The sequence below is a fragment of the Paucibacter sp. M5-1 genome (assembly GCF_027498415.2).
Lineage (GTDB): Bacteria > Pseudomonadota > Gammaproteobacteria > Burkholderiales > Burkholderiaceae_C > Roseateles_E.
Genome location: NZ_JAPZLM020000001.1, coordinates 2,247,729 through 2,263,382, shown reverse-complemented (window position 1 = coordinate 2,263,382; position 15,654 = coordinate 2,247,729). Strand labels below are relative to the sequence as shown.

Below are 15,654 nucleotides of genomic sequence, written 5' to 3'. Positions count from 1 at the left end.
ATGCCTGCATCGACACTCGCTCCCGCACCGACAGCCTCCCGCGAAGAACGCCAGGGCCAGGCCCTGATGCTGGCCGGCGGCCTGCTGCTGGGCACGCTGGGCGTGTTTCTGGAGGAGGCCGGCCAGGATCCGCTGACGGCGGTCTGGTTCCGCTGTGCCTTCGGCGGCCTGGCCCTGCTGGTCTGGGGGCTGATCAGTGGGCGTCTGGGCGAGCTGCGGCTGGCGCGGCGCGGCCTGTTGGCCGCCGTCGCGGCCGGCCTGCTGATGCTGGTCAACTGGGGGCTGTTCTTCGCGGCGATCGAGCGCAGCTCGATCGCGGTGGCCACCATGGTCTTCCATGTGCAGCCGCTGCTGGTGATGGCCTTTGGCGTGCTGTTCCTGCGCGAGCCCTTCAGCCGCCGCCAGGGCGCGGCGGTGCTCATCGCGCTGCTGGGGCTGGCGCTGGCCACCGGCCTGCTGGACCAATGGCGGGAGATCGACTCCGCCTATGGCTGGGGCCTGCTGATGTGCCTGGGCGGCTCGTTCAGCTATGCCGCCGTGACCCTGATCGCGAAATCGGTGCGCGGGGTCAGCTCCTTCGCACTGTCCTGGTGGCAGTGCGCGGTCGGCAGCGTGGTGCTGCTGGCCTGGCCGCTGACGCAGGGCTGGCCGGCCTGGGGTGCGGCCTGGGGCTGGCTGGCCGGTCTGGGCCTGATACACACGGGCCTCGCCTATGTGCTGCTCTATGCCGGCATCAACCGGCTGCCGGCTGGCCGCATCGCGCTGCTGCAGTTCGTCTATCCGGCGGCGGCGGTGCTGGTCGACTGGGCCGTCTACGGGCGCGCCTTGAGCCCGTTGCAGCTGCTGGGCGTCGCGATGATGGCGGGCGCGATCACGAGCCTGAAGCGATGAACGATAATGCGGTCGTGAAGCAAGCCAGACCGCCGCTGGCCCGATCAGGGAAACCTGGGGCTGGAGGAAGGTCCGGACTGCATAGAGCGGCGTAGCAGCTAACGGCTGTCCGGCGTGAGCCGAGGATCAGAGCAACAGAGACGAGTCGATCAAACGTGCGGGGTGCAAGCCCTGCGGGACCATGAGCGCAGCCCATGGGATCGGGTGAAACGGGCAATCTCTACGCGCAGCAACACCAAGTAGGCCAGTATCGAGGCGGCTCGCTGAGCTGGCGGGTAGGTGGCACCGAGCCGGGCAGTGATGCCCGGCCCAGAGGAATGGCGGTCACAGGACCAAAGCCCGCAAGGGTCAGGTCTTGCACAGAATCCGGCCTATCGGCTTGCTTCACTCTTATTTTGATTGGCGTGACAGACCGCCCGAGCGAAGCGAGTGGCTCTGTCACTCACTGACTCAGCGGGTTGTCAGCAGCGCCTCGATGGTCTGCTGCACGGCCAGCGCCTCGGCATAGCCGGGCAGGCTGTGCGAGCGGCCCTCGATCAGCGCCACCCATTGGTCCAGCTGGTCGGCCTGGCTGCTGGCTCGCAGCGCGTCGGACGAACCCAGCGGCTGCCAGCCCTCGCTGCGGCGCTGCTGGGTCACGCCGAACCACTCGCGCAGCTCGATCTCGCCCTCGCTGGCGCGCCACAGCATGCGGTTGTGGTCGGGCACCGGCACGTCGCTGGCCACCCGGGCGGCGATGCGGATGGGTACGCCGGCCGCTTCGAGCCGGGCGTTCAAGGCGGTCTCGGCGCTGCGGCCGTCGGCGGGGTAATCGACCTGGCTGTCCAGCACCTCGGCATGGCCCAGCACGCGCTGCAGCACGAAGACGAAGTGCGACAGCACCTCGCGGGTGAAGCCGCCTTCCTCGCGCTCGGCCAGCCAGGCGCCGGCACCGGCCTGCCAGGGACGCGGCCAGGCGGCGAAGGCCACCTCGAGTTCGACCGAGCTCAGCGGGCCCAGCGGCAGCCTGGAGGCCGCGCCGAAGGCCAGTTGCAGCGCGCCCAGGCCCGGCGCCGAAGCCAGCGAGAAATTCACCGCAGCGCGCTGCTTCTCGCGGGCGATGCGGGCGATGGCCTCCTGTGCGGCGGGGAAGTCCACCGTCAGCGGCTTCTCGCAGAACACCGCCAGGCCGGCATCGAAGGCCAGATGCGACAGGCTCATGTGCGCAGCGGGCGGTGTCGCGATATAGAGGCTGTGCAGGCCGGGTGTGGCGATCAGCTGCTCCGCACTGGCCGCAGCCTGTAGCTGCGGGTAGGCGGCCAGGGTCTGGGCCACGGCCGCCGGATTGGCATCCCAGACCCAGGCGGCGCGCAGCCGCTGGTGGGTGGCCAGACGGGCCAGCATGCGCTGGCCCATCACGCCCAGGCCGATGATGCCGATGTTCAAGGGTTCCGTCATTGCTCCGTCATGCCATAGCCACAGGAGTGCCGAGTTTAGAGGGCGCCGCTACACTGCGGCACTGCCCATCAGACCTGCCGACCGAGCGGGCGTGTAGCGCACAAAACCCCGATGAATCCCGATGCCAGCACCCTTTGGCGCGCACCGCGCTGGGCTCTTGCCGTCCTGCTGGCCTGTCTGGGCATGGTGGGGCCGTTCTCGATCGACACCTATCTGCCGGCCTTCTCCGGCATCGCGCAGGCGCTGAATGCGACGCCGGTCGAGATGCAGCAGACCCTGTCCAGCTATCTGCTGGGCTTTGCGGTGATGAATCTGTTCCATGGCGCGCTGTCCGACAGCTTTGGCCGCCGCCCGGTGGTGCTGTGGGGCATGGTGGTGTTCACCCTGGCCTCGCTGGGCTGTGCGCTGGCCGGCACGATAGGCCAGCTGGTGTTCTGGCGCACCGTGCAGGGCATGTCCGCCGGTGCCGGCGTGGTGGTCTCGCGGGCCATCATCCGCGACATGTTCCCGCCCTCGGAGGCGCAGCGGGTGATGTCCCAGGTGACGATCTTCTTCGGCATCGCGCCGGCGATCGCGCCGATGGTGGGCGGCTTTCTGTTTGTCCATGCCGACTGGCACTCGATCTTCTGGTTCCTGGTGCTGATCGGCGCGGCCCTGGTGGTGGCGAACTGGCGGCTGCTGCCCGAGACCCTGCACCAGGATCAGAAGCAGCCCTTCCACATCGGCTCGCTGATGCGCGGCTACCGGCAGATGTGCACCAACCGGCGCTTCCTCCTCCTGGCCCTGGCCAGCGGCATCCCGTTCAACGGCATGTTTCTCTATGTGCTGGCGGCCCCGGTGTTTCTGGGCGAGCACCTGCATCTGGCGCCGACCCAGTTCTTCTGGTTCTTCTGCTTCTCGATCGGCGGCATCATGGGCGGGGCCTGGATGAGCGGCCGGCTGGCCGGCAAGATCAAGCCGCGCCACCAGATTCGCCATGGCTTCGTCATCATGCTGCTGGTTTCGGTGCTGAATGTGACGCTGAACCTGCTGCTGGAGCCCAGCCCCTTCTGGGCGCTGCCGGTGATCGCGGTCTTTGCCTTCGGCTGGGCGTTGATGGTGCCGGTCGTGACGCTGATGGTGCTGGACCAGGCGCCGGACCGGCGCGGCATGGCTTCCTCGCTGCAGGCCTGCATCGGCAGCGCGGCCAATGGCCTGGTGGCCGGCGTCGTCGTGCCGCTGGTGATGCACTCGACCGTGGCGCTGGCGCTGGCCTCGATGTGCATGATGGGCATAGGCCTGGTGGCCTGGATCAAGGTCAAGCCGCAGATGTACTGACGCGGCTCAAGAGCGGCGCCGCTCGGCCGATGAAGACGGGGTAGGGGGCCGCATGGGCGGCGCCGGAAGAAATCATGTTGTCATCGATACGGGCGCTTTCGCCCGGCCATGCCTGTCTGTTGATGCTGCTGTTCGTCGCCTCGGCCGCCGTGGCCCAGGGCCGGCCGGCGGCCATGAGCACGAGCAAAGCGCCGAAGCCGCCGGTGGCAGCGGCCGTGGTCGAGCCGGCGGCCGGCGATGAGTCGGCAGACGTGCTGCGCCAGCGACTGGCCGAACGCCTGACGTCAAAGACCGAGCCTATCGCCCCGCCCAAGGCACGCAGCCGCGTCGATGAACGCGGCAGACCCGCGCCGGCCAAGCCGGCCGCGCAGATCCACTGGGCCTATGGCGGCGAGGGCGCGCCCGAGCATTGGGGCGGGCTCAAGCCCGAGTACCGCCTCTGCGCCATCGGCACGCGCCAGAGCCCGATCGACATCCGCGACGGCATTCGCGTCGATCTGGAACCCATCCAGTTCGACTACAAGCCCAGCGGCTTCGCGGTGCTGGACACCGGCCACACGGTGCAGGTCAATATCGCGCCGGGCAACTTCCTGCAAGTGATGGGGCGGCGCTTCGAGCTGCAGCAGTTCCATTTCCATCGGCCCAGCGAGGAACGCATCAATGGCCGCCAGTTCGATATGGTGGCCCATCTGGTGCACAAGGACGCCGAGGGCCGGCTGGCGGTACTGGCCGTGCTGCTGGAGCGCGGCCCCATCCATCAAGCGCAGGCCGTGGTGCAGACCGTCTGGAACAATCTGCCGCTGGAAAAACATGAGGCACAGCCGGGGCCGGGCATGCTGGACCTGCTGCAGCTGCTGCCCGAGGATCGCGGCTACTACACCTATATGGGCTCGCTGACGACGCCGCCCTGCAGCGAGAGCGTGCTGTGGATGGTGATGCGCCAGCCGGTGCAGCTGTCGGGCGAGCAGATCGAGATCTTTGCCAAGCTCTACCCGATGAATGCCCGCCCGCTGCAGAAGGACTCGGGTCGGCTGATCAAGCAGAGCCGCTAGCCCTCAGTTCGTCGGTGTGGCCTGCCTGCTGAGCCAGAGCCGCAAGGTGGCGAACAGCTGCTCGGCCACCACCGGCTTGGCCACATGGTCGTTCATGCCGGCGTCCAGGCAGCGCTGGCGCTCTTCGGCAAAGGCATTGGCCGTCATCGCCAGGATGGGCAGATCGCGGCCGCGCGCGCTGCGGCGTATCGTGCGGGTCGCGTCCAGCCCGTCCATCACGGGCATCTGCACATCCATCAGCACCAGTGCATAGTCCTGCCGCTCCACCATGTCCACCGCCTGCTGGCCATCCTCGGCCACATCGACCTGCAGACCGGCGCTGGACAGCAGGGCCACCGCGACCTCCTGATTGACCGCGTTGTCCTCGGCCAGCAGTACGCGGGTGCCGGCAAAGGACTTCTGCAGCTCCTGCGCCACCTGGTTGCGGCTCAGCGGCAGCGGCAGTCGGGCCCGGCCCTCGAACTTCTCGACCAGCACGGTGAACCAGAACAGGCTGCCGGCCCCCGGCGCGCTCTCGACCCCGACCTCGCCATGCATCAGCCGGGCCAGGCGCCGGCAGATCGCCAGGCCCAGGCCGGTGCCGCCGTAGCGGCGCGTGGTCGAGCTGTCGGCCTGCTCGAAGTCCTGGAACAGGCGCTGCTGCACGTCCTCGGCGATGCCGATGCCGCTGTCGCGCACCTCGAAGCGCAGCTGCACCGAGTTGCCGGACTCCTGGGCCACCTTGGCACTCAGGCGCACAAAGCCCTGGTCGGTGAATTTGACCGCATTGCCGGCAAAGTTCAGCAGCACCTCGGCGATGCGCTGCGCATCGCCCAGCAAGGGGCGGGCCGCCAGCGCCGGGTCGAGCTCAAGCTCGACCTTCAACCGTTTCTCGGCCGCGCGCTGCGCCAGCATGCTGGAGATGCCGTCCATCACCTGGCCGACCGTGAACTCGGCGCGGTCCAGCTGCAGCTTGCCGGCCTCGATCTTGGAGAAGTCCAGCACATTGTTGATGACGCTGAGCAGATGCTCGGCGGCGTCGGCCACCTTGCGCAGCCGCTCCTGCTGCTCGGGCTCGACGACATCGCGCCGCACCAGATAGGTCAGGCCGATGATGGCATTCATCGGCGTGCGGATCTCATGGCTCATATTGGCCAGGAAGGCGCTCTTAGCCAAGCTTGCGGCCTGGGCGGCCTGGGTGGCCTCGGCCAGCTCGGCGGTGCGCGCCTGCACCAGTTCTTCCAGATGATGGCGGTAGCGCTCCAGCTCCAGCGCATCGCGGCGCTGGCGCGAGATATCGGTCAGGAAGCCGTGCCAGAGCACGCCGGAGCCGTCCTGGCCTTCCTCGCGCTGCGCGATCGCATTGCCGTAGAGCCAGCGCTCGCTGCCGTCGGGGTGGTGGGTGCGGAATTCCTGCTGCCAGGGTGTCAGGTGGCGGGCCGAGGCCAGCAGCGAGTCCATCACCGGCTTGCGGTCCTCGGCATGAAGCTGCTCGAACCAGGCGCTGGCGTCCTCGGCCAGCTCGTTGGCGCTGAGGCGGAAGTAGTCCTTGACCGCCTCGCTGACATAGGCGAACGCGAACTCGCCGTTGCCGCGCAGGCGCAGCTGGTAGACCACGCCCGGCACGGTCTCGGCCATGCCGCGCAGCCTATTGATCAGGTCGCGCTGCGACTCGAACTGCTGCTGCAGCGCGTCGCGCATATGTTCCAGATGACCGCCCAGGCGGCCGATCTCGTCATCGCGCTCGCGCTTGAGCCGGGCCGCGAAACGCCCGGCCGCCAGATCGTTGGCGAAGCCTCCGAGCTCGCGCAGCGGCCGCATCACGCGGGAGTTCAAGAGCGCCAGGATCAGGGCCAGCGAGATCAGCAGCTGGCCGCCGACGGTGGCGCCGTAGAGCCAGCGCTGGCGCGCCAGCGCGGCGCTGGCCAGATGGTCGTCCAGCTCGATCTGGATATGGCCGATGCGGGCGCTGCCGCGATAGATCTCGCGCTCGCCCTGGTAGAGCTGGCCTTTCTGGCGCTCCGGGAAGCGCATCTCGATGAAGGGCACGCCTTGCGAGGCATCGCTGACCCGCACCCGCACCACCTCGGGCGACTTCATGATGGCCGACACCACTTCGCGGGCGGCCACCGCATCCAGGTTCCACAGCAGCTCGGGCAGGCTGGAGGCCAGCACATCGAGCTTGGCCTGCAACTCGCGCTGCTGGATCTGCTCGGCCTGCTGCGGTTCGCGCAGGCCGATCAGGATGCCGCCGATGATCAGCGCCGGCAGCAGCAGGCCGATGCTGGCGCCCGTTGCAATGGCGACAAACAGCGAGCTGGAAGCTTTGCGGCTCAATATGACCTCGGACACGTCCTGTGCAGGGATGCGTCCGACTGTAACCCCGGCTCAAGCGCGCGATAGCCGGATCTGGACCGGCAAAACGCTACAAACTGCACATCGGCTGCGGCCGACGCCCCGTTTCAGGCGGCGCGCCTGAGCTGGGCGCGCCCGCCCCGGGTGTGGCGGAACAGGTCCTTGGGATCGTCGGCCGGCGGCACCAGCTCGACCTCCTGGCCGATGCCGAGCTCCTGGGCCAGGCGGTAGACCAGGCGCAGCGCCGTGTAGTCCTCCAGCGCGAAGCCCACCGAGTCGAATACCGTCACCTGCTCGCGGCTCTGGCGCCCTTCGGCACTGCCGGCCAGCACCCGCCACAGATCGACCACCGGATGGTCGGCCGGCAGCTGCTGGATATCGCCTTCGATGCGGGTCTGCGGCTCGTACTCGACGAAGATGCGCGCCGCGCGCAGCACATCGGCATGCAGCTCGGTCTTGCCGGGGCAGTCGCCGCCGACGCCGTTGATGTGCATGCCGGGCTCGATCATCTCGGGGCTGATGATGGTGGCGCGGGTCTTGTCGGCCGTCACCGTCGTGACGATGTCGGCGCCGCGCACCGCCTCGGCCACCGAGGCCGCCCGGCGGACCTTCAGCGCCGGGAAGGCGGCCAGATTGCGTTCCAGCTTGGCGGTGGCGGCCGGGTCGATGTCGTAGGCGACGATCTCGCTGATGCCCAGCTGGGTGTGGAAGGCCAGGGCCTGGAACTCGCTTTGCGCGCCGTTGCCGATCAGGGCCATGCGGCGCGAGTCGGGCCGGGCCAGCGCCTTGGCGGCCATCGCCGAGGTGGCGGCGGTGCGCAGCGCCGTGGTCAGCGTCAGCTCGGACAGCAGCAGCGGATAGCCGCTGGCCACATCGGCCAGCACGCCGAAGGCCATCACCGTGTACATGCCGCGGCTGGTGTTGACCGGATGACCGTTGACGTATTTGAAGGCATAGCGATGGGCATCGGCCACCGGCATCAGCTCGATCACGCCCTGGGCGGAATGGCTGGCCACGCGGGCCGATTTGTCGAAATCCTCCCAGCGCAGAAAGTCTTCGCGCAAGGCCTCGCTGAGCTCGGCCATCAGCGCGGCGACGCCACGTCGTTGCAACAGCTGGGTCAGGGCGGGTACGTCTACAAAGCGTGTCATCGAAAGTCTCCGGGCGCGGGCTGGCGTTTTTGCTGGCCGCTTTGCGCAAATTCTGAAGAGGAGTGCAGCTAACGAAAAGATGGCAAAGCGACCAATTTGTCCGGTTTGCTAGACAAAGTGTTAGCATAAAATTGGCGTTATGGCCAATATCGATGACACCGACCGCGAATTGATCGCCTTGCTGCGCGACAACGCCCGCCTGCCTGTCGTCGCGCTGGCCCGCCAGCTGCGGGTGGCGCGGGCGACGGTGCAGAACCGCATCGCCCGGCTGGAACGCGAGGGGGTGATCGTCGGCTACAGCGTGCGCCTGCGGCCTGCCGCCGAGGCCCAGCGCATTCGCGCGCTGATGAGCATCGCGGTCGAGGGCAACCGCGCGGCCGAGGTGTTGCGCGAGCTGCGCGGCCATCCCAATGTGGCGGCCCTGCACAGCACCAATGGGCGCTGGGATCTGGTCGCCGAGCTGCGCTCCGACACCTTGGAGGAGTTCGACCGGGTGCTCAGCGGCGTGCGCCTGATCGAGGGCATCGCGCACACCGAGACCAGCATTCTCTTGTCCACGCACAAGGTCTGAAGGCGGGGCGCGTGACCGAGTTCACGCGCTAACTGGTGTTTACCCTTGGTTCCGGGGCCTGGCCTGCCTACACTCGTGCGCTTTGCGCCCAGCCCCCGGAGCCCCATGCTGAAGACCATCAAAAGCCGCCTGATCGCGATCTGCATCCTGATCGTGATCGCCGCCATCGGCGTGGCGACCCTGGCCAGTTATCTGAGCGTCAGCGGCCATGCCCAGCGCCAGGTGCTGGCCCAGCTGAACGATCTGGGCGAGGCCCATGCCGGCACGATGGGAGGCTGGGTCAAGGCGCAGAAGGACATCGTCAGTGCGCTGACGCCGGCCGCCGCGCTGGACAGCCCCCAGCCCATGCTGGAGCAGGCGCTGAAGTCCGGCCGCCTGGACCTGGCTTATCTGGGCAGCGCCGACAAGCGCATGGTCTCGGTGCCGGATCGCCAGCGCCCGGCCGAGTACGACCCGACCGCGCGTCCCTGGTACAAGCTGGCCGAGGCCAGTGAGGCGGCGGTGATCACCGCGCCCTATATCGCCTCGTCGAGCAAGAAGCTGGTGGTCAGCTTCGCGATGGCCATCAAGGCCGGCGGCAGCACCCGCGCGGTGGCCGGCACCGATGTGGCACTGGACGATGTGATCGCGACCCTGAAGTCGATCAAGCCGACGCCCAGCGGCTTTGCCTTCCTGGTCGAGCCGGGCGGCAAGATCGTCGCCCACCCGGACGCCGCGCTGACGCTCAAGCCGGTGGCCGAGCTGTCGGCCGCGCTGAGCCCGGCCCTGCTGGCCCGCGCTGCCGGCGCCGAGCTGGTCGAGGCCGAGATCGGCGCACAGGACTTCTTCCTGAAGGCCACCCGCGTGCCCGGCACCGACTGGACCCTGGTGACCGCTGCCGAGCGCGGCGAGGCGCTGGCCGCGCTGAGCGATCTGCTGGCCACCGCCGGTGTGGCCCTGGTCGCGGTGGCGGTGGTCGCGGCGCTGCTGTCGGCGCTGGCCATCGGCGTGATGCTCAAGGGCCTGGCCGGCGTGCGCGATGCGATGGACGAGATCGGCTCCGGTAATGGCGACCTGACCCAGCGTCTGCTCGCCCGCGGCGAGGACGAGATCGCCGACATCGCCCGCTCCTTCAATCTCTTTGTCGCCAAGATCGACACGGTGATGCGCGAGGTGCGCGCCACCAGCGAAGACATGGCGGTGGCGGCGCGCCAGATCGCCTCGGGCAACCAGGACCTGAGCCAGCGCACCGAGGAGACCGCCAGCAATCTGCAGCAGACCGCCAGCTCGATGGAGGAGCTGACCAGCACCGTGCGCCACAGCGCCGATGCCGCCGCCAGCGCCAACCAGCTGGCCGCCACCGCCTCGGGCGTGGCCCAGCGCGGCGGCGCCGTGGTGGGCCAGGTGGTCAGCACGATGGAGCAGATCAACGGCGCGAGCCGCCGCATCGCCGACATCATCGGCACCATCGATGGCATCGCCTTCCAGACCAATATCCTGGCGCTGAATGCGGCGGTCGAGGCGGCGCGTGCCGGCGAGCAGGGCCGCGGCTTCGCGGTCGTGGCCAGCGAGGTGCGGGCGCTGGCGCAGCGCTCGGCCGGCGCCGCGCGCGAGATCAAGACCCTGATCGGCGCCAGCGTCGAGCAGGTCGAGGCCGGCTCGCGCCTGGTCAGCGAGGCCGGCGGCACGATGGGCGAGATCGTCGCCAGCGTCGGCCAGGTCACCTCCATCATGGCCGAGATCAGCGGCGCGACGCGCGAGCAGAGCCAGGGCATCGAGCAGGTCAACACCGCCGTCGCTCAGCTCGACCAGATGACGCAGCAGAACGCATCGCTGGTCGAGGAGTCCGCCGCCGCGGCCGAGAGCCTGAAGGAGCAGGCCAACAAGCTGGCCGAGATCGTCGCGGCCTTCAAGGTCAGCGCGCAGCCGGCCTGAGGCGGCGTCAGCCGAGTGCCGGCTCCGCCTGGCGCGCCAGCCAGTCGCCCGCCGCAGCGGCCGACAGCGGTTTGCTGAACAGAAAACCCTGCAGCTCGTTGCAGCCGGCGGCGCGCGCGGCCTCGGCCTGGGCCTGGGTCTCGATGCCCTCGGCCACCACCTTGAGGTCCAGCACGGCGGCCAGCTGGCAGATCGCCCGCACCACCGCGCTGGCGGTGCGTTGCGGCATCGGCTCGATCAGGCTGCGATCGATCTTGACCGCGTCCAGCGGCATGCTGCGCAGCAGGTTCAGCGAGGAGAAGCCGGTGCCGAAGTCGTCCAGTGCGACCTTGATGCCCAGCTCGTTGAGCCGGCTGATGCGCTCGCGGGCCTGGTCGGCGTCGCGCACCGCGGCGGTCTCTGTGATCTCCAAGGTCAGCAGCGCGGCCGGCAGATCGAAGGCCTGCAAGGTGCGGGCGACAAAGGCCGGAAAGCTCGGGTCGTGCAGCTGCAGCGGCGAGACATTGACAGCCACCGGCAGCACCAGCCGCCCGTCGGCGCGCCAGTCGCGGAGCTGACGGCAGGCCTGCTGCAGCAGCATCGCGCCCAGCGGCACGATCAGGCCGGTGCGCTCGGCCGCCGGAATGAAATCGGCCGGGCTGACCACACCATGGCCCGGCCGGTGCCAGCGCACCAGCGCCTCGAAGCTCAGCAGCGCGCCGCCGGCGGCGGCGATCTTGGGCTGGTAGACCAGCTCGAACTCGGCATTCTTCAGCCCGGCGCGCATCGCCTGCTCGGCCAGCATGGTCGCGCTGCTGCTGCGCCTGCTGCTGGCCTCGTCGGCCCAGCGTTCGGCGCTGCCGGGCTCCTGCTTGGCCTCGTGCATCGCGGCGCTGGCCTCGCGCAGCAGGCCTTCGGGGTCGCCGGCGGTGTGCGGGAAGCGGGCCACGCCGATCGAGGCGTCGATATAGATTTCGTGGGCGTCGACCGCGAAGGGCCGCGCCAGCCGCGCGCGCAGGCGCCGTGTCAGCTCGTGCAGCAGGGCCGGCTCGGCACCGGCCATGACCAGCAGCGCAAACTCGTCCTCGCCCAGATGCATGGTCTGGGCCTGCGGCGCGAACTCGGCCTGCAGCAGCGCGCCGAACTCGCGCAGCAGCGCATCGCCGGTGGCATGGCCATAGGCTTCGTTGAGCAGCGTGAAACGGTCCAGGTCCAGCCAGATCAGGCCGAAGGGGCGGCCCTCGGCGCACAGCTCGCGCAGGCGCTGCTGCAGCGCGCTGCGATTGGGCAGGCCGGTGACGGGGTCGTGGGTGGCCTGGTGCAGCAGGGCCTGGGTGGCGTTGTAGCGCTCGGTGTCGTCGCTGATCACCAGATGCTCGGCCGGCCCGTCGGCCCAGTCGATGCGCCAGGACGAGAACATCAGCCGCATCAGGCTGCCGTCGCTGCGCCGGCGCTCGCCTTCCCAGTGCGCATGGGGCAGCTCGCCGCTGATGATGGCGCGCCGGCGCTGCAGAGCCGCCGCACGCAGGCTTGCCGGCTGCTGCTGCTGGTAGCGCTTGAATTCGGCCAGGCTGGCGACGCCGTAGAGCTCGAGCAGGGCCGCGTTGGCATAGAGCGGCTCGTCCTCGCGGGCCACCAGCACGCCCTGGTGCGAATGCTCGGTCATGTAGTGCAGCTGGGTGCGCAGGCCGCGCGACTCCAGGCTGCTACGCCGCAGCGCCGCATGCAGCAGGCTGATGCCCAGCAGCATGCGCAGCGCCGCGCCTATGCTGGACTGCAGGCCCAAGGCGGCCTCGCCGCCGAGCGCGAAATTGAACTGGTTCAGGCCGATCAGTACCAGGCTCAGGCCGGCCAGGCGCTCGGCCTTGCCATGCGGCCAGAGCCAGCGCAGTGCGGCCAGGCCCAGCAAGGTGTTCAGCGTGGCGCCGCTGCCCTGGGCCACCGCGATGCTCTGGTCCAGCAGTGCACCGAGCAGGCCCAGCAGGCCCAGGCCCAGCACCGTGGCCTGCCGCCAGCTCAGCGGGCGGCCAACCAGGTCGCGCAGACCGGCCACCATCATCAGCATGCTCAGCGCGCCCGACGCCGCGAGGCCGAGGCCGCCGAGGCTGTGGATCAGGCCCTCGCCCTGGCGCCACAGCAGATAGGCCGGCGTGGCCAGGCCCTGGGCCAGAAAGCTCGCGCCCAGCAGCCGGTTGAAGCCCTGACTGCGTTCACGCGACCAGGCCAGCCACAGCGCGAGGCCGAGTATCAGATTGACCGAGAGGTTGAACGCGAGCGCGTAGATCACGAAGGGCGGGGGCGCTTGCACGGGGCCAGCGACAGGTCGCGAAGATGGTTACATCTTAGGCCGGGGCTGGGCGGCCCCGGCCGGCCAAACTGCGCATTTATGCCGCCTCTGGCGACCTCCAAAGGGGGAGGTCGCGTTCAGCCGGCGCTGATGCGCTGGCTCAAATGGGCCAGCGCCTCCTCGACCTGATCGACCAGCACCAGGCACAGATCACCCGGCTGCAGCCGCGCCAGCGCGGTGTCGATCGCGACGAACTCGCCGCGGATCTCCTGCACATGGCGGGTGCGGGTCGCTCCCTCCAGGCCCTGGCGCAGCAGCGCCAGCACCTCGCCGTCCTCGCGGCCGCGCTGGCAGGCGTCCTGGAACAGCAGCACCTCATCGAAGGCCTGGCCCAGGATCTGGGTCTGGGCGCGGATGTCCTCGTCGCGCCGGTCACCGGCGCCGCTGATCACGACCGAGCGGGTCTTGGCCGGCAGCGCATCGACGGCCGCCACCAGCGCGCGCATCGCGTCGGCGTTGTGGCCATAGTCGGCCACCACGGTGGCACCGCGATAGTCCATCACATTGAAGCGCCCCGGCACATTGTCGGCATCGTTGCTGAAGCTGGCGACGCCGCGCCGTATCGTGTCCCAGTCCAGGCCGACGCCCCAGCCGGCCGCCACGGCCGCCATCGCGTTCTCGACCTGGAAGGGGATGGTGCCGCCGCGGGTGAAGGGAATGTCGCGCAGCGGCAGGGTCTCGCGCCAGGAGCCCTGGGCCGCGACCAGCTGGTCGCCGTCCAGATAGACGCAGCGTTTGCCCTGGGCGCGGTGCGTGGCCATCAGCGGGTGATGGCGGTCGGCCGCGAAGAAGATGATCTGGCCCGGGCAGACCGGCGCCATCGCGGCCACCACCGGGTCGGCCGCGTTCAGCACCGCATAGCCGCTGGGCGCGACGTTCTGCACGATCACGCGCTTGACCAGGGCCAGTTCCTCGACGGTGTTGAGGAAGTTCATGCCCAAGTGGTCGCCCTCGCCGAGATTGGTGACCACCGCCACCTGGCAGCGGTCGAAGCCCAGGCCCTCGCGCAGCACACCGCCGCGCGCGGTCTCGAACACCGCCGCCTCGACGTCCGGATGCATCAGCACATTGCGGGCGCTCTTCGGGCCCGAGCAGTCGCCGCTGTCGATCTGGCGGCCGTCGACATAGACGCCGTCGGTATTGGTCATGCCGACCTTCAGCCCGCAGGTCGCGAACAGATGGGCGATCAACCGCGTTACCGTGGTCTTGCCATTGGTGCCGGTGACGGCGACCACCGGGATGCGGCCGTCCTCGCTCTTGTGGCCATGGCCGTAGAGGTGGGCGATGATGGCCTCGCCGACCGGGCGGCCCTTGCCGTAGCTGGGGCTCAGGTGCATGCGCAGGCCCGGCGCGGCATTGACCTCGACCACGCCGCCGCTTTGCTCCTCCAGCGGCTGCAGCACGCTCTCGGCCACCACATCGACGCCGCAGACATGCAGGCCGACGACCTGGGCCGCCGCCACCGCGCGCGCCGCCACCTCGGGATGCACGTCATCGGTGACATCGGTGGCGGTGCCGCCGGTCGACAGATTGGCGTTGTTGCGCAGGATCACGCGGCGGCCCTTCTCGGGCACCGACTCGGGGGTCAGATCTTGCAGCGCCAGGCGTGCGACCGCGATGTCGTCGAAGCGGATCTTGGTCAGCGAGGTGGCATGACCGTCGCCGCGCTTGGGGTCGGCGTTGACCTTGTCGACCAGCTGCTTGACGGTCAGCACCCCGTCGCCGATCACATGCGGCGGATCGCGGCGCGCGGCGGCGATCAGCTTGTCGCCGATCACCAGCAGGCGGTAGTCGCTGCCGGGCAGGAATTTCTCGACCATCACCTGGCCGATCTCGTCGGCGGCCTTGTAGGCGATCTCCATATGCTCGCGGCTGGCGACGTTGACCGTCACGCCCTTGCCCTGGTTGCCGTCCTGGGGCTTGACCACCACCGGCAGCCCGACCTCCAGCGCGGCGGCCCAGGCGTCGTCGACGCTGTCGACCGGGCGGCCGATCGGCACCGGCACGCCGGCCGATTGCAGCAGGCGCTTGCTGAGGTCCTTGTCCTGCGCGATCGATTCGGAGACGGCGCTGGTCGCGTCGACCTCGGCGGCCCAGATGCGGCGCTGCTTGGCGCCCCAGCCGAACTGCACCAGGCTGCCCTGGGTCAGGCGGCGGTAGGGGATGCCACGGGCCACCGCCGCATCGACGATGGAGCCGGTCGACGGGCCCAGGCGCACATCCTCGTCGAGCTCGCGCAACTGGGCCAGCGTCGCGTCGATGTCAAAGCCGGTGTTGGCCAGCGCGGCCTGCAGCAGCCGGACGGCGGCGTCAAAAGCCATGCGGCCGACATCCTCCTCGCTGTACTCGACCACCACCTGGTAGGTGCCGGGCTCGCCGGTGGCGTGGGTGTGGCTGAAGGTCACCGGGCAGCCGGCCTGGGCCTGCAGCGCCAGCGCCGCCTGCTCCAGCAGCTGGGCCAGCGGCAGCGGCAGCTCGGGCGCGCCGCGCGAGCGCAGCGCGCCGATACCGGGGAACAGGGCGCGCAGGCGCGCCTCGAAGCCGGCCTGGTCGGCGATCTGCCGTTCGGCGTCGCCGCAGCTGACCACGGCTTCGATGGCCGTGTGACGGCTCCACATATTCGGGCCGCGCAGGGCGCGGATGCGAGAGACTTCCATAGGG

General features: G+C 69.4%; 10 protein-coding genes and 1 other RNA gene. 6 read left to right on the top strand and 5 right to left on the bottom strand.

Annotation, left to right across the window (positions count from 1 at the left end; translation table 11 throughout):
• A complete protein-coding gene (locus tag O5M90_RS10545) occupies positions 1-891 on the top strand; it encodes a DMT family transporter (protein WP_269838608.1) in 891 nt (296 codons plus the stop codon).
• Between the two features lie 16 nt (positions 892-907).
• Positions 908-1,281: RNase P RNA component class A (rnpB, locus tag O5M90_RS10540), an RNA gene on the top strand.
• 60 nt (positions 1,282-1,341) lie between these two features.
• Here rnpB and O5M90_RS10535 read toward each other — a convergent pair.
• On the bottom strand, positions 1,342-2,328 hold the full coding sequence (locus O5M90_RS10535; protein ID WP_269838609.1) for a Gfo/Idh/MocA family protein: 987 nt from the start codon (positions 2,326-2,328) through the stop codon (positions 1,342-1,344).
• A 111-nt stretch (positions 2,329-2,439) separates the two neighbouring features.
• Here O5M90_RS10535 and O5M90_RS10530 point away from each other — a divergent pair, with 111 nt between their 5' ends.
• Both O5M90_RS10530 and O5M90_RS10525 read left to right on the top strand, forming a co-directional pair.
• A complete protein-coding gene (locus O5M90_RS10530; protein WP_269838610.1) occupies positions 2,440-3,645 on the top strand; it encodes a multidrug effflux MFS transporter in 1,206 nt (401 codons plus the stop codon).
• 74 nt (positions 3,646-3,719) lie between these two features.
• Positions 3,720-4,697: a carbonic anhydrase gene (locus tag O5M90_RS10525; protein ID WP_269838611.1), complete on the top strand. Its 978-nt coding sequence runs from the start codon at positions 3,720-3,722 to the stop codon at positions 4,695-4,697.
• 3 nt (positions 4,698-4,700) lie between these two features.
• On the opposite strand, the gene O5M90_RS10520 is transcribed toward O5M90_RS10525, so the two are convergent.
• Entirely contained in the window at positions 4,701-7,013 is a 2,313-nt protein-coding gene (locus tag O5M90_RS10520) for a hybrid sensor histidine kinase/response regulator (RefSeq protein WP_269838612.1), read from the bottom strand.
• A gap of 125 nt (positions 7,014-7,138) precedes the next feature.
• A complete protein-coding gene (locus O5M90_RS10515) occupies positions 7,139-8,182 on the bottom strand; it encodes an ornithine cyclodeaminase (RefSeq protein ID WP_269838613.1) in 1,044 nt (347 codons plus the stop codon).
• Between the two features lie 139 nt (positions 8,183-8,321).
• Here O5M90_RS10515 and O5M90_RS10510 point away from each other — a divergent pair, with 139 nt between their 5' ends.
• Positions 8,322-8,753, top strand: a complete 432-nt coding sequence (locus O5M90_RS10510; protein WP_137941181.1) for an Lrp/AsnC family transcriptional regulator — start codon at positions 8,322-8,324, stop codon at positions 8,751-8,753.
• A gap of 105 nt (positions 8,754-8,858) precedes the next feature.
• The gene (locus tag O5M90_RS10505; RefSeq protein ID WP_269838614.1) at positions 8,859-10,667 is read left to right on the top strand and encodes a methyl-accepting chemotaxis protein; all 1,809 of its coding nucleotides are present in this window, start codon (positions 8,859-8,861) and stop codon (positions 10,665-10,667) included.
• 7 nt (positions 10,668-10,674) lie between these two features.
• On the opposite strand, the gene O5M90_RS10500 is transcribed toward O5M90_RS10505, so the two are convergent.
• Together O5M90_RS10500 and cphA are read right to left on the bottom strand one after the other, a co-directional pair.
• Positions 10,675-12,954 (bottom strand): putative bifunctional diguanylate cyclase/phosphodiesterase, encoded by a 2,280-nt coding sequence (locus O5M90_RS10500; protein WP_269838615.1) that lies wholly within the window; start codon positions 12,952-12,954, stop codon positions 10,675-10,677.
• Between the two features lie 116 nt (positions 12,955-13,070).
• Positions 13,071-15,650, bottom strand: coding sequence for a cyanophycin synthetase (gene cphA / locus O5M90_RS10495; RefSeq protein WP_262970064.1), 2,580 nt, complete (start codon positions 15,648-15,650; stop codon positions 13,071-13,073).
• Positions 15,651-15,654: the final 4 nt, after the last annotated feature.

Bases quoted from the DNA above. Each gene is read 5' to 3' on its own strand.
- O5M90_RS10545 (WP_269838608.1), top strand. From the start codon at position 1: ATGCCTGCATCGACACTCGCTCCCGCACCGACAGCCTCCCGCGAAGAA.
- O5M90_RS10535 (WP_269838609.1), bottom strand. From the start codon at position 2,328: ATGACGGAACCCTTGAACATCGGCATCATCGGCCTGGGCGTGATGGGC.
- O5M90_RS10530 (WP_269838610.1), top strand. From the start codon at position 2,440: ATGAATCCCGATGCCAGCACCCTTTGGCGCGCACCGCGCTGGGCTCTT.
- O5M90_RS10525 (WP_269838611.1), top strand. From the start codon at position 3,720: ATGTTGTCATCGATACGGGCGCTTTCGCCCGGCCATGCCTGTCTGTTG.
- O5M90_RS10515 (WP_269838613.1), bottom strand. From the start codon at position 8,182: ATGACACGCTTTGTAGACGTACCCGCCCTGACCCAGCTGTTGCAACGA.
- O5M90_RS10510 (WP_137941181.1), top strand. From the start codon at position 8,322: ATGGCCAATATCGATGACACCGACCGCGAATTGATCGCCTTGCTGCGC.
- O5M90_RS10505 (WP_269838614.1), top strand. From the start codon at position 8,859: ATGCTGAAGACCATCAAAAGCCGCCTGATCGCGATCTGCATCCTGATC.
- cphA (WP_262970064.1), bottom strand. From the start codon at position 15,650: ATGGAAGTCTCTCGCATCCGCGCCCTGCGCGGCCCGAATATGTGGAGC.